At 63.7% G+C, this 13,825-nt stretch carries 9 protein-coding genes and 1 pseudogene; 5 read left to right on the top strand and 5 right to left on the bottom strand.

Annotation, left to right across the window (positions count from 1 at the left end):
• Positions 1–269: 269 nt before the first annotated feature.
• The 4 genes from SB765_RS27320 to SB765_RS27305 all read right to left on the bottom strand — a co-directional run bounded on the left by SB765_RS27320 (position 270) and on the right by SB765_RS27305 (position 7,114).
• Positions 270–2,714 (bottom strand): TonB-dependent receptor plug domain-containing protein, encoded by a 2,445-nt coding sequence (locus SB765_RS27320; RefSeq protein WP_410932237.1) that lies wholly within the window; start codon positions 2,712–2,714, stop codon positions 270–272.
• A gap of 99 nt (positions 2,715–2,813) precedes the next feature.
• Positions 2,814–3,311, bottom strand: coding sequence for a RidA family protein (locus SB765_RS27315; RefSeq protein ID WP_016499049.1), 498 nt, complete (start codon positions 3,309–3,311; stop codon positions 2,814–2,816).
• A gap of 16 nt (positions 3,312–3,327) precedes the next feature.
• The gene (locus SB765_RS27310) at positions 3,328–4,908 is read right to left on the bottom strand and encodes a flavin monoamine oxidase family protein (protein ID WP_341796041.1); all 1,581 of its coding nucleotides are present in this window, start codon (positions 4,906–4,908) and stop codon (positions 3,328–3,330) included.
• 46 nt (positions 4,909–4,954) lie between these two features.
• Entirely contained in the window at positions 4,955–7,114 is a 2,160-nt protein-coding gene (locus SB765_RS27305; RefSeq protein ID WP_410932236.1) for a TonB-dependent receptor, read from the bottom strand.
• A 221-nt stretch (positions 7,115–7,335) separates the two neighbouring features.
• Between SB765_RS27305 and SB765_RS27300 the strand changes: the two genes are divergently transcribed.
• Positions 7,336–7,542: a type II toxin-antitoxin system ParD family antitoxin gene (locus tag SB765_RS27300; protein WP_341798903.1), complete on the top strand. Its 207-nt coding sequence runs from the start codon at positions 7,336–7,338 to the stop codon at positions 7,540–7,542.
• 66 nt (positions 7,543–7,608) lie between these two features.
• Here the strand turns inward: SB765_RS27300 and SB765_RS27295 are convergent, their stop codons facing one another.
• Positions 7,609–8,079 (bottom strand): MarR family winged helix-turn-helix transcriptional regulator, encoded by a 471-nt coding sequence (locus SB765_RS27295; protein WP_019473961.1) that lies wholly within the window; start codon positions 8,077–8,079, stop codon positions 7,609–7,611.
• Positions 8,080–8,278: 199 nt separating this feature from the next.
• Here SB765_RS27295 and SB765_RS27290 point away from each other — a divergent pair, with 199 nt between their 5' ends.
• The 4 genes and pseudogenes from SB765_RS27290 to SB765_RS27275 all read left to right on the top strand — a co-directional run bounded on the left by SB765_RS27290 (position 8,279) and on the right by SB765_RS27275 (position 13,825).
• Positions 8,279–9,109, top strand: a complete 831-nt coding sequence (locus tag SB765_RS27290) for a p-hydroxycinnamoyl CoA hydratase/lyase (RefSeq protein ID WP_043199667.1) — start codon at positions 8,279–8,281, stop codon at positions 9,107–9,109.
• A 72-nt stretch (positions 9,110–9,181) separates the two neighbouring features.
• A complete protein-coding gene (locus SB765_RS27285) occupies positions 9,182–10,630 on the top strand; it encodes an aldehyde dehydrogenase (protein ID WP_410932235.1) in 1,449 nt (482 codons plus the stop codon).
• Positions 10,631–10,703: 73 nt separating this feature from the next.
• A pseudogene (locus tag SB765_RS27280) lies at positions 10,704–12,587 on the top strand (feruloyl-CoA synthase).
• Positions 12,584–13,825, top strand: coding sequence for a thiolase family protein (locus SB765_RS27275; RefSeq protein WP_341796037.1), 1,242 nt, complete (start codon positions 12,584–12,586; stop codon positions 13,823–13,825). Before SB765_RS27280 ends, SB765_RS27275 begins: the two are co-directional and overlap by 4 nt.

The following is a 13,825-nucleotide window of genomic DNA, read 5'->3' as shown; positions in this document are numbered from 1 at the left end:
CCGGCAAGGCAAAAGATCATCTTCGCCAGCTATGGCCACTTCGCAGCACAAGGCTGCTCCTACAGGTACTTTGCATGGCTTGAAACCAGTGCCTCCTTGGCCCGGTCCAGCGGCTAGATCAGGTAATCGAGGATGGTCTGCTCACCGGTGCGGATATCCCCCATGGTAATTTTGCCGGCAATGGCTCAGTCGGTCAGGCTTACCATTTCCTTGAGCGGCCTTGTGTCGCGATGGGCTGCGCAGCAGCCCCGGCCTGCAAACGGTGCATATCAGAAGTTGTAAGTCAGCCGGGTGAAGTAGTAACCCCCGGTAAAGCCATAAGGCGAATAGGCCCCATACCCCTTGGTCATGGTCTTGCTGCTGGGGTTCTGCCGTTCCGGGTATACATCAAACAGGTTCTGCGCCCCCACGGCCAGGTTGAGGTCTTTGGTCAGTTGGTACCCCACGTCGATATCGGTGATCCAGCGCGCCTTGTACTTGCGGTCCAGGCTGCGGTCGGTCGCCGAGTTCACTTCACGCCATGAACCATAGCGGGTCAGGGTGAGGTTGCTGGTCCAGCGCTCGTGTTGCCAGTTGGCGCCCAGAATCAACTTGGTGTGCGGCTGCACCTCAGTCAAAAAGTTGCGCGCCTGGCGGTCCATCAGGCTGTAGTCCGTGCCCTGGATAGTGACGTTCTCCTTGTAGCTGAGGATCTGCGTCTGGTTCCAGTTGAAGGCAGCTGTCCATTTCAGTTGCCCCCAGTTGCCCAGGTTCTGGTCGAAATTGCCGACCAGGTCCAGGCCCTTGGTGCGGGTGCTGGCGCCGTTGGTGAAATAGCGTCCGCCAGAGGTGGAGTCGATGCCGTTGTCCAGCAGCGCCTGCGTCACTTCGTCGCCCAGCAGGGTGCCGGTGAGCGTGATGCGGTCGCGCACATTGATCACGTAGGCATCCGCAGTAAACGACAGCTGCGGGGCAGGCTGGTAGGTCAGGCCCAAGCTGTAGTTGGTCGAGCGCTCGGGCTTGAGTGCGGTGGCGCCCAATGCCTTGGCTGCCGCCGAGTCCACCGGCAGTACGCCGTAGTTGATCGACTGGTATACGCCATTGACCACGCCGTAAGTGGTCGAGCGGGCGCTGAACAGGCTGTTGGCCAGCGAGGGTGCACGAAAGCCGTTGCTGACCGTGGCGCGCACGGCCAGCTCGGGGGTGAAGTCGTAGCGGGTGGTCAGCTTGCCGCTGCGGGTGGCGCCTACTCCGCGGTTGTAGTGTTCATAGCGCAGCGCGCTGCCCAGGTACCACTGCGGCAGCGGGTTGAAGCCGACGTCGATGTAGCTGGCCACACTGTTGCGGCTGGTGCTGGTGGCTTCGTCCGGCGAGATGCCGTTGGTGACCTGTGCACCGGAGGCGGCGCAGTCGCCGGGCGCACGGCAGTAGCCGCCGTTGGCCCACGAGGCCCAGTCGCCATCGCGCACCTGATAGGTATCACGCCGGTGTTCCAGGCCCCAGGACAGGTCAAGCGGCTTGTCCAGGCCGATGTCGAAGCTGCGTTGCAGGTCCAGGTTGCTGGTCAGCTGTGTGGCAATCCAGGTGCCCGATTCGAAATGGTTGGGCGTGGCCTCGCCCAGCGAGGCGTTCTGGTTGTGCGTGGTGCCCTGCAGCGCCTCGTTGCGCCCGTAGGTGCTGGACAGGCCCCAGGCCCATTCCCCGGCATTGCCCTTGGCGCCGAAGGCGCCCTGCACATCATCTTCCTCGATGAACCAGGTGGGCGTGTAGCCACTGGGGTAGCCGTTGGGGCCGGTGGTGATGGTGTTGGTGATGGTCGGCAGGCGGAAGTTCTGGCCCTGCTCGGCCTTGCGGTGCGAATAGGTGGTGAAGGAATACAGGGTCAGATCGTCGCTTAGCGGCAGTTCGGCGTTGTAGCCCAGGGTCAGCAGGTTGATCTTCGGCGTGCCGTAGCCGCCGTAGGTCGACTTGCCGGCCTTGTCGAAGGCTTCTGCATAGCTGTAGCCGTTGGCGCTGGCCTTGTTGTCGTCGTTCTGGCTGCGCGCATCCAGGGCCAGCTGCACGATGCCGCTGTCACCGACCTCGAAGCCCTTGTTCAAGCCTTGCTGCACGGTCTGCTTCTTGCCGTCGTAACCTTGGCCGATGTTGGTCACCGAGGTGCCAGAAGCGTCGGCCTTGAGGATCACGTTGATCACCCCGGCGATGGCGTCGGAGCCGTACTGGGCAGCTGCGCCATCGCGCAGCACTTCGACGTGGTCGATAAGGCTGATGGGGATCAGGTCAAGGTCGGTGGGCGCTGCGCCCGCATGGATGCCGCTGATGTTAAGGGTGGCGCTGGTATGGCGGCGCTTGCCGTTCACCAGTACCAGCACCTGGGCCGCATTCAGCCCGCGCAGGCTGGGCGCACGGGCCATGCCGCTGGCGTCCCAGCCGGTTTTTTCCGGCAGGGTGAAGGATGGCACGGTGGCGCTGAGGGCTTCCATCAGGCCGGGCTTGCCGGTTTGCTGCAGTTGCTTGGCGCTGATCACATCGATCGGCACCGGGCTGGTGGTGACGGTGCGTTTTTCCGAGCCGCGGTTGCCGGTGACGATCACGGTGCCCAGCTGTGACGGGGCCGTGGCCTGGGCAGCGCTCTCGGCAAATGCGTCAGGCGCGGCCAGGCCGGTGGTACCAAGGGCCATGGTCAGCAGTGCGGGTTGCAGGCGCGGGCTGGGCAGTTTCAAGGCGTGAAGCATGTTCGCTCTCCATGAGCGCTGTCGAACAGCGGGTGCACAGGGGCCGCCCGCCGGGTGGCCCCGGCAGGCAAGCAATAGGGGAAATTGGCTAGCGAGGTATCAGGGCGCTTTTGCAGCGACCGCTTCGATCTCGACCAGGGCGCCCGGCAGGGGCAGGGCCACCACCTGCAAGGCGGTGCGGGTTGGCTTTTTCGGTTGCTCGGCAGTGGCGAAAAATTCGGTGTAGGCGGCTTGCAGCCCGGCAAAATCCAGCTTGCCCTCGGTGGCCGGGTCGCCTACCAGAAACACCCTCAGCTGTACTACGTCACCCAGGCCCAGACCCTGGCTTTGCAGCGCAGCCTGGATCTTTTTCAGCACTGAGCGGGTCTGGGTTTCGGTGTTGCCATAGGCGGCAATGGTCTGTGGTGGTGCCTTGGGGTCGGCAACGTCGGGCAAGGTGCCGCTGACGAAGGTCAGCGAGGTGCCGGCGGGTACGGTAACCAGTTGCGAAATGGGGAACTTCGAACCTGGCGGGTCGACACGCTTGATGGTGTCGGCCTGGGCGGTAAGTGCAGACAGTGACATGAAGGCTCCAAGCAGCAGGGCAGTCTTGTTCATCAGAGGGCTTCCTTGTTCAGGCGGCGACGCCGCGTTGCTGTTGCAGGGCGTGCCGGGCGATCTGCCCGACCACATGGCGTGCCGAGTCCGCAGCGCTGTTCTGCCAGATGCCCACCCCGCCATGGGCCAGTGCATCGCTGGCCAGCCAGGTGCGGCCCTGGGGCTGGTTGAGGTGCGAGTAGCCGGGTTCGGCCAGCACGTCGTGGACAATCCATGGGCTTTCGCTGAACGGCACCTTGGACCAGTTCACCGCCACCCCGCGCTGCAACTTGCCGGCATGGCCCGGGTGCAGCGACTCCACGGCCTGGCGCGAGGACGCCAGTTGCTGTTCTGTCGAACGCGTGGCAAATGTGCGCGCCACTTCGCCGGTGTTGTAGGTGCCCACCAAGATGCCCTGGGCACTGTTCAGGTGGTCGCTGGGGTACCACAGCAGCCGCGCTTCGTGGTTGATGTAGGAGAGACCGCCGTAGATCTGGAACTCGCTTTCCCAGAAACGAGGCGCCTGCCATGCCACCTTGTTGGCCAGGTCTGGCTTGGCCTGGGCGATGGCCGCCTGGGTCGTCTTGCCAAAGTTGTGGTCAACCCGGGCCAGCAGTGGCAGGGGAATGGTGACGATGGCGTAGTCGGCCGTTTCTACCTGGGTCTTGCCGCTGCGCCGGTCGCGCCAGGTGACTTGGCTGGTCTTGTCGCCGGTGCGGATCGCCTGCACTTCGGCGTGTAGCTGCACCTTGTCCTGCACCTTGGCGTACAGGGCTTTGGCAATCTGGTCCATGCCGCCGACCGGCTGGAACATGGTGGCGGAAAACTCCGGGATCTCGTCGAACACCAGCGGCAGCATCAGGTTAGGGTTTAGCAGTTGCCTGAGTGCCACGGGCTGGCGCTGGATCGGGGTCTGGTCGCCCGCCCCGGCGAAGCGGGTATAGCCGGCGCGGACCGAGCCCTTGTAATGGCGCTGCTCGTCGAGGTCGCCGTATACCTTTAGAAAGTCCAGCAGGGCCTTCTGGTCGCCGGTGTCCAGTTCCTTGTCCAGCGCTTTGCCGCTGATGCTGCGCGACAGCAGTTCGCTGAGGTGCCCACGGGTGTCATTCACCGCCTGGCGCAGCAGCAACGGTGGTTGCGCAAGGTCCGGTTGGGCGAGGGCGTTGCGGCTGCTGTTGACCAGCACTTCCAGCGGCACGCCCAGCTCGCGGCAGTAGCCGAGGATGGTCAGGTGATGGCTGGGCAGGCGTGCGGGCCCTGCATTGAAATAGTGGCCGTTGTCGAAACGCACCTGCTGGCGGCTGCCGTCATTGTGCAGTACCTCGTCGCCGTTGCGCAGCGTCCATGCGCGCCCGCCGATTCGCTCGCGGGCTTCCAGCACGCGCACCTCAAAACCGGCTTTGCCAAGTTCATAGGCTGCCACCAGGCCGCTGATGCCAGCCCCCACCACCAGCACGCGCTTGCCGTTGCCGGACGTGGTCGGCAGGCCCAGCGGCTGGAAGGTGCTGGCCGTGGCCGCAGTAGGCAACAGGCCCAGCGCGGACAGGCTGCCAAGCGCGGCGCCGTAGCTGCCAGCGGCCATCAGGTGGGCAATAAGGTCTCTACGGGTCAAGCCCATGGTGTGTTCTCCTTGCAAGTGGAAAGTGAGTCCGTTCAGCGTGGCGCTACAGCTCGTAGCGCACACTCAGCAGCACGGTGCGTGGGTCGTTGACCGAGTAATAGGCGGTGCGGCTGGCGGCCGAGTAGGCAATGCTTTGCGGGTAGGCGCGGTCGAGCAGGTTCTTGACCGACAAGGTGGTGGTCCAGTGGCCGTCCGCGCTGGCATAACTGGTGCTGGCATTCCAGAAGCCCTGGGCAGGTACTTCGTAGATGTCGGCGTTCAGCGGGTTGGCGTAGGAGCGGGTCTGGTACTGGTAGTCGGTGTTGGCCACCAGCTCACCCGGCAGGGTGAGGGGTACTGTCCAGTTCAGGCCAAGGCTGGCGTTCCATTCCGGCGCAAAGATCATTTTCTTGCCGTCGGCGCTCACGCCCGGGCCACTGGCGTTCTGGAAGTCGTCGTACTGGCTTTTCAAGTAGCCCAAATTGGCGGTCAGGCGCAGGTCGCGTGCCAGTAGCACGGTGTTTTCCAGCTCCACGCCGTAGGTGTGGGCACTGCCAACGTTGGTACGCAGGTTGGCGCTGATGGCCGGGTCCCAGGCATTGGTCTGCAGGTCGTCGTAGTCGTTATAGAAGAAAGCGATGTTGCTGCGCAGGCGGCCATCGGCAAAGTCGCCCTTGAAGCCCACCTCATAGGTGGTGACGTTTTCCGGATCAAAGCCCTGCTCGGCAGCGGCGCGGGTTGGCGCGCGGTTGTCGAAGCCGCCGGCCTTGAAGCCCCGGGCCACATAGCCGTACTGCACCAGGTTGTCGCTCCAGGCGTACTCCAGGCCGATCTTGGGGCTGAGGGATGCCCAGGAATCGCTGGTTTCGGCAGCGAAGTTGGTGCCGGTGATTACCCGGTCGGTGGTGATGGCGTAGTTGGTGTAATCGAAATTCTTGTGCTCGTGGGTGAAGCGCAGGCCGGTGGTCAGCGACAGGCGAGGGGTGAGCTTGTAATTGCTCTGGCCGTACAACGCATAGCTTTCGGTATCGGTGGTGCTGTATTGGCCGCTGGCATTGACCCGGTTTTGCGCCACCGAAAAGGTCAGGCTGTCGCGCTCGGCGCGAAAGCGCTCCTTGTACAGGTACACACCGAGGGTGTAGCTGAACCTGTCGTATTCGCCGTTTAGCTGGAACTCCTGGGTGGCGTAGCGCTGCTTGTAGGTGATCAGGTTGTTCTGGATCGGCGACGCGGTGCCGCTGTTGGCCTGGCCAGAGTTGTCGTAGTCCACCGGCTGGTCGAACTCCGACCAGGCGGTGACCGACTTGAAATTCAGGTGGTCATCGATGCTGTAGATCGCCCGCAGCACCGCGCTGCCCTGGTCCAGTTTGTTCTTCGGGTCGAGGCTGCTGTAGGTCTTGAACTTGTCGAAATGGCCGTTGGCAGGGTTGAAGGGTGTATAGCTGGTGGTATCGCCACGGTCAAAGGTGCCGGCCAGGGTCAGTTGCACGTCCCAGGGCGAATCCTGCGGGGCCAGACGCAGTTTGCCGCGATACGACTGGATGTCGATGTTGTTGACGTCCTTGTGGCGGGTGCGGTTGTACACGGTGCCGTCGCGGGTCAGGCGTATGGCCGAGAAGCTGCCGAACAGGGTGTTGTCTACCAGTGGCCCACTGACCAGCAGGCGCCCGTTCTGTGCGTTGTAGTTGCCGGCACCCAGCTCGACGAAGGCGCGGGCCTGCTGGGTCGGGTCGCGGGTGATTACCCGTATCGCGCCGGCTGCACTGTTGCGCCCGTACAGGGTGCCTTGTGGGCCGCGTAGCACTTCAACGCGCTCCACGTCGTTGAAGTCCAGCATCGAAGAAATCGCCCGCGGGATGTACAGGTCGTCGGCGTATACCGCAACGGCCGCTTCCTGAATCGGGTCGGTCTCGCCAATACCGCGTATGCCGTAGGTTTGTGCGCTGTAGGAAATGGACTGGCGGTTCAGGGTGAGGTTGGGCACCCGACCGGACAGGTCCCGCACGTTGTTGATCTGCGCATCCTGCAGGGTGCGCTCGTCGAAGGCGCTGATCGCCAGCGGGGTTTTCTGCAGGTTCTCTTCACGGTGCTCCGCTGTGACGGTGACTGTTGGCAGCTTGTCGCCTGGCGTTTCGGCAGGCTCGGCGAAGGCCGTTGGCGTGAACAGGGCGAATGCAACGGCGGCGGTCAGGTGATGGCAAACAGGGTAGGGCAAAGGCTTCATGCTGCAGCTTCCAGATAACCAGCATCGAGTGGGATTTCGGATACCTGGATACCGCAGCCGGGTGTGATGACCTGAGGCGCAAGGAGGTATTAGGTTCCTTTGCCTCCGCCAGTCAGGGGTCGGTCTGGTGAGAACATATCTCTATGAAAAAACGTTTTGAAATACTTTTTGTGTCTAAGCTAATATTATTAATATGAATTACTTAAAATGTTTAAAATTCAATAAATGCATTTTATGGTTGGTGTAGAGGTGGTCTTTCAGGCTACGCCACCAGTAGCGAATATGTACGCGAACTGATACGTAAGGAACAGGACCGTATGCAGCTTCGCAACCTGTTGCTTGCGGGTGGCGCAACGGCGGCTGGCGCCCGTGCCGACGAGGGTTACTTCGAATCGCTGCGGGCCAAGGTTCGTAAGCCTCAAGGATGAAAAGCACACCTCTTTGGCCAACGCAGGGGGCTAGCTGTCCCCGGTTTGCACCCCTGCGCCTGAGCGTCACTCCAGGTAAATCTTGGTCAACAACCGCAACAACTGGTCCCGCTCCTCATCATCCAGCGCCGAGGTCGCCTCGCGGTCGCTGTCCTTGGCGATCTGCTTCAGTTCCTTGAGCAGCGCTTCTCCCGCCTTGCTCAAGAAGATTCCGTAAGACCGCTTGTCCGGCTTGCACCGCACGCGCACGGCCAGGGCCCTTTCTTCCAGCTTGTTCAACAGGGGCACTACCTGCGGTGGCTCGATCGCCAGCGACCGCGCCAGGTCTGCCTGCATCAGCCCAGGGTTCTGCTCGATCACCGCCAGTGCCGAGAACTGCGCCGGGCGCAGGTCGTGCGCCGAGAGCCTGCCAATAAGGTTCTGAAACAGTTTCAATTGGGCGCGGCGCAGGGCGTAACCGATCAAGTCTTCAAGCACCCCATCCGCAGCTGCAGCGGGCATGGAAGCGGTTTCGGTAGTGCGGGCAGACCTTGCCATTTGGGTACAGGCTCCTGGCTCATGGATAAGAAAGTTACCCAGTCTGCCTGCCTTGGCGCCATCCGGCTAGGGGAGTGACTGGGAAACAACCGGCACACAGGCTCCACAGGAAAGATAATTTTCATAATAGTTAATTGACATAACTAATTTGCTCGCTTAGCTTGGTGTTCACCACCTCGAACAACAAGAGTGCAGAACCATGAGCAAATACGAAGGCCGCTGGGCTACCGTGAAGGTCGAACTGGAGTCGGGCATTGCCTGGGTCACCCTTAACCGCCCGGAAAAGCGCAATGCCATGAGCCCCACGCTGAACCGGGAAATGGTCGACGTGCTGGAAACCCTGGAACAGGACGGCGAAGCCGGCGTGCTCGTGCTGACCGGCGCGGGTGAATCGTGGACGGCAGGCATGGACCTGAAGGAATACTTCCGTGAGGTGGACGCCGGCCCGGAAATCCTCCAGGAAAAAATCCGCCGCGATGCCTCGCAATGGCAATGGAGGCTGTTGCGCATGTACGCCAAGCCGACTATCGCCATGGTCAACGGCTGGTGCTTTGGCGGCGGCTTCAGCCCGCTGGTGGCCTGCGACCTGGCCATCTGTGCCGACGAGGCCACCTTTGGCCTGTCGGAAATCAACTGGGGCATCCCGCCGGGCAACCTGGTCAGCAAAGCCATGGCCGATACCGTTGGCCACCGCCAGTCGCTGTACTACATCATGACCGGCAAGACGTTCGGCGGGCCTAAAGCTGCCGAGATGGGGCTGGTTAACGAAAGCGTGCCGCTGGCGCAATTGCGCGACGTCACCCGCGAACTGGCGCTCAACCTGCTGGAAAAGAACCCGGTTGTGCTGCGTGCGGCCAAGAACGGTTTCAAGCGCTGCCGCGAACTGACCTGGGAGCAGAACGAAGACTATCTGTACGCCAAGCTCGACCAGTCGCGCCTGCTGGACACCGAAGGTGGGCGCGAGCAGGGCATGAAGCAATTTCTGGATGACAAGAGCATCAAGCCGGGCCTGCAGGCCTACAAGCGCTGAGTTCGAGCAGGCTGGGCCATCACCAGCCACAGCCTGCGGATATTCCCTATAAGTACAACAAGAGGAATAAGCATGTTGCAGGTGCCTTTGCTGATAGGCGGGCGGTCGTGCCCCGCCAGCGATGGACGTACCTTCGAACGCCGCAACCCGGTCACTGGTGAGGGGGTGTCGCAAGCTGCCGCCGCCACGCTGGCAGATGCCGATGCGGCGGTAGCTGCTGCCAGTGCAGCGTTCCCGGCCTGGGCCGCTTTGGCGCCGGGCGAGCGCCGCAGCCGTTTGCTGGCCGGCGCAGACCTGCTGCAGGCGCGGGCAAACGAATTTATCGCGGTGGCGGGTGAAACCGGGGCCATGGCCAACTGGTATGGCTTCAATGTGAAGCTGGCCGCCAACATGCTGCGCGAAGCCGCCTCGATGACTACGCAGATTACCGGCGAAGTGATCCCCTCGGATGTGCCCGGCAGTTTCGCCATGGCCCTGCGTGCGCCCTGTGGCGTGGTGCTGGGCATCGCGCCGTGGAACGCCCCGGTCATCCTCGCCACCCGCGCCATCGCCATGCCGCTGGCGTGCGGCAACACGGTGGTGCTCAAGGCCTCGGAGCTGAGCCCGGCTGTGCACCGCCTGATCGGCCAGGTGCTGCACGATGCAGGCCTTGGCGACGGTGTGGTCAACGTGATCAGCAATGCCCCGGAAGACGCACCGGCCATCGTCGAGCGGCTGATCGCCAACCCGGCCGTACGCCGCGTGAATTTCACCGGTTCTACCCACGTCGGGCGCATTGTCGGTGAGCTGGCCGCCCGGCACCTCAAACCCGCTTTGCTGGAGTTGGGTGGCAAAGCCCCGTTGATGGTACTGGACGACGCCGACCTTGACGCTACCGTCGAAGCCGCGGCGTTTGGTGCCTACTTCAACCAGGGGCAGATCTGCATGTCCACGGAGCGGCTGGTGGTGGACAGCCGCATCGCCGACGCCTTTGTCGACAAGCTGGCGGTGAAGGTGGCCGGGCTGCGCGCCGGCGACCCGCAGGCCAGCACATCAGTGCTCGGCTCGCTGGTCAGCGGCGCGGCCGGTGAGCGCATCAAGGCGTTGATCGATGATGCCGTGGCCAAGGGCGCACGCCTGGTGTGTGGCGGCCAGCTGGATGGCAGCATCCTGCAGCCGACCCTGCTCGACCACGTCGACAGCAGCATGCACCTGTATCGCGAGGAGTCCTTCGGGCCGGTGGCGGTGGTGTTGCGCGCCGAGGGTGACGAAGCCTTGCTGAAGCTGGCCAACGACTCCGAATTCGGCCTGTCGTCGGCCATCTTCAGTCGCGACACCAGCCGTGCGCTGGCCCTGGCCCAGCGGGTGGAGTCGGGCATTTGCCATATCAATGGCCCGACCGTGCACGACGAGGCGCAGATGCCGTTTGGCGGGGTCAAGTCGAGTGGCTACGGCAGCTTCGGCAGCCGCACGGCCATCGATCAGTTCACCCAGCTGCGCTGGGTCACCCTGCAGCATGGCCCGCGGCATTACCCCATCTGAGCAACACGCAATTGGCCGCCACCGGCAGCGCCGGGCGGCGGCGGATGTAAAACAAGAACAAGGAGCAACCTGCGTGAATACCGAAGCCCGCTTACGGTCGTCCGACCCTGGCCAATGCCCGCCCTACCGGCAGGTGTCCATCGGGCACCCTCAGGTGCAGATCACTGAAGCCGACGGCATCCTGCGCATGCAGCCGGTCGAGCCCCTGGCACCGCTGCCTGCGCGTTTGCTCGACCGGCTGCTGCACTGGGCGCAGATGCGCCCGGATACTGTGTTTATTGCAGCGCGTGAGCCTGACGGCGCCTGGCGTGAAATCACCTATGCGCAAATGCTCAGGCAGGTGCGCACCATCGCAACCCACCTGCTGGGCCTTGGCCTGAGCGCCGAGCGGCCGCTGGCGCTGTTTTCCGGCAATGACATCGAGCATCTGCAGATTGCGCTGGGTGCCATGTATGCCGGCATCCCGTATTGCCCGGTATCGCCGGCTTATGCACTGCTGTCGCAGGATTTTGCCAAGCTGCGGCATGTGTGCCAGGTGTTGACCCCCGGCCTGGTGTTCACCACCGATACTCAGCCGTTTTTGCGCGCCTTCGATGCCGTGCTTGATGCGTCGGTACCCGTGGTCAGCATGCGCGGCGAAGCACCGGGGCGTGGGCACTTGAGCTTCGACAGCCTGCTGCAACCCTGCGACACCGCTGCTGGCGATGCAGCGTTTGCCGCAACGGGGCCCGACACCATCGCCAAGTTCCTCTTTACGTCGGGCTCCACCAAACTGCCCAAGGCGGTGATCACCACTCAGCGCATGCTCTGCGCAAACCAGCAGATGTTGCTGCAAACCTTCCCGGTGTTCGCCGAAGAGCCGCCGGTGCTGGTGGACTGGCTGCCCTGGAACCACACCTTTGGCGGCAGCCACAACCTTGGCATCGTGCTGTAAAACGGTGGCAGCTTCTACCTGGACGCGGGCAAACCCACCCCGCAAGGCTTCGGCGAAACCTTGCGCAACCTGCGCGAAATCTCGCCAACGGCCTACCTGACCGTGCCCAAGGGCTGGGAAGAACTGGCCAAGGCACTGGAACAGGACGCCCAGTTGCGTGAGGTGTTCTTCGCCCGCATCAAGCTGTTTTTCTTCGCCGCCGCGGGCCTGTCGCAAAGCGTGTGGGACCGCCTGGACCGCATCGCCGAGCAGCACTGTGGCGAGCGTATCCGCATGATGGCTGGCCTGGGCATGACCGAAGCGGCGCCGTCCTGCACCTTCACCACCGGGCCGTTGTCGATGGCCGGTTATGTGGGGCTGCCGGCGCCGGGATGCGAAGTGAAGCTGGTGCCCCAGGCCGGCAAGCTGGAGGCGCGTTTCCGTGGCCCGCACATCATGCCGGGGTACTGGCGTTCGCCGCAGCAAACCGCCGAGGCCTTTGACGAGGAGGGCTTCTACTGCTCGGGCGATGCGCTGAAGCTGGCCGACCTGCAGCAGCCCGAGCAGGGCCTGATGTTCGATGGCCGTATCGCCGAGGACTTCAAGCTGTCGTCCGGGGTATTCGTCAGTGTCGGCCCGCTGCGTAACCGAGCGGTGCTGGAAGGCTCGCCCTATGTGCAGGACATCGTGGTAACCGCGCCGGACCGCGAGTGCCTTGGGGTGCTGGTGTTCCCGCGTTTGCCCGAGTGCCGGGCACTTGCTGGCCTGGCGGCCGATGCCAGTGATGCCGAGGTGCTGGGCAGCGAAACGGTACGCAACTGGTTTGCCGCCTGGCTTGCGCGCCTGAACCGTGACGCCCAGGGCAACGCCAGCCGCATCGAGTGGCTGGCGCTGCTCGAAGAGCCGCCGTCGATCGACGCGGGCGAAATCACCGACAAGGGTTCGATCAACCAGCGTGCGGTGCTGCAGCGGCGGGCCGCGCAGGTAGACGCGCTGTACCGCGGTGAAGGCCTGACTCAACTGCACGCACAGGGCCGGTCATGAGCAGTGCCGGCCTGTGTACAGCGTTCGATGACGCAGCCATTGTGGACATGGTGCGCACCCCCTGGGTAGACCTGGGCGGCGCACTGTCCGCTGTGTCGCCCATCGACCTGGGGATCAAGGCCGGGCGTGCGGTGCTGGCGCGGGCAGGTATCGCCCCGCAGGCGGTGGACAGCGTGCTCGCCGGCAGCATGGCCCAGGCCAGTTTCGATGCCTACTTCCTGCCGCGCCATGTGGGCTTGTACTGCGGCGTGCCGCAGGCCGTCCCGGCGCTGGCGGTGCAACGTATCTGCGGCACCGGCCTTGAACTGTTGCGCCAGGCCGGCGAGCAGCTGCGCAGTGGCGCGCAGCAGGTGCTGTGCGTGGGCGCCGAGTCGATGTCGCGCAACCCGATTGCGGCCTACGAACACCGAAACGGCTTTCGGCTGGGTGCGCCGGTCGGCTTCAAGGACTTCCTCTGGGAAGCGCTGTACGACCCCGCTGCCGGCGTGGATATGATCGGTACTGCCGACAACCTGGCGCGTGAGTACGGCCTGCACCGTGAATGCGTGGATGCCTGGGCCTTGCGCAGCCACCAGCGCGCTTTGCGCGCCCAGCAGCAGGGCTGGTTCGATGAGGAAATTGTCGGTGTTACGGCTGAGACATTCGACGTTGAAGGGTGCTTGCCACGCGGGATCGAGCTGCCCCGTGGCGTAAGCGAAATCAGCCGGGACAGCCACCCACGGACGACTGATGCTGCAGCGTTGGCCCGGCTGCGTGCCGTGCACCGTGACGGCGTACAAACGGCGGGCAACAGTTGTGCAGTAGTCGATGGCGCTGCCGCAGCTGTGGTGGGGCGCTACTCAGCCTGTACCCGGCTGCCGTTGGCGCGCTTGCTGATGGCTACGGCCGTTGGCGTATCACCGCACACCATGGGCATTGGACCTGCCCCGGCCATCGCGTTGCTGCTGGAGCGCAGCGGCCTGCGCCTGGAGCAGATCGACCGTTTCGAAATCAACGAGGCCCAGGCTGCCCAGGTGCTGGCCGTGGCCCGGGCGCTGCGGCTCGATGTGGAAAAGCTCAACGTTCATGGTGGTGCCATCGCCCTGGGCCACCCCTTGGCCGCCACCGGCCTGCGGCTGGTGCACACCTTGGCTCGGCAACTGCGCCGGGACGGCCTGCGCTACGGGATCGCCGCCGCCTGCATCGGCGGTGGCCAAGGCATGGCGCTGCTGATCGAAAACCCACAATTCACGGCTTGA

Source organism: Pseudomonas sp. SIMBA_067 (assembly GCF_046534675.1).
Taxonomy (GTDB): Bacteria; Pseudomonadota; Gammaproteobacteria; order Pseudomonadales; family Pseudomonadaceae; genus Aquipseudomonas; species Aquipseudomonas putida.
Note: the sequence above shows the minus strand (reverse complement) of the source record. Positions and strands in the feature narration are given on the sequence as shown.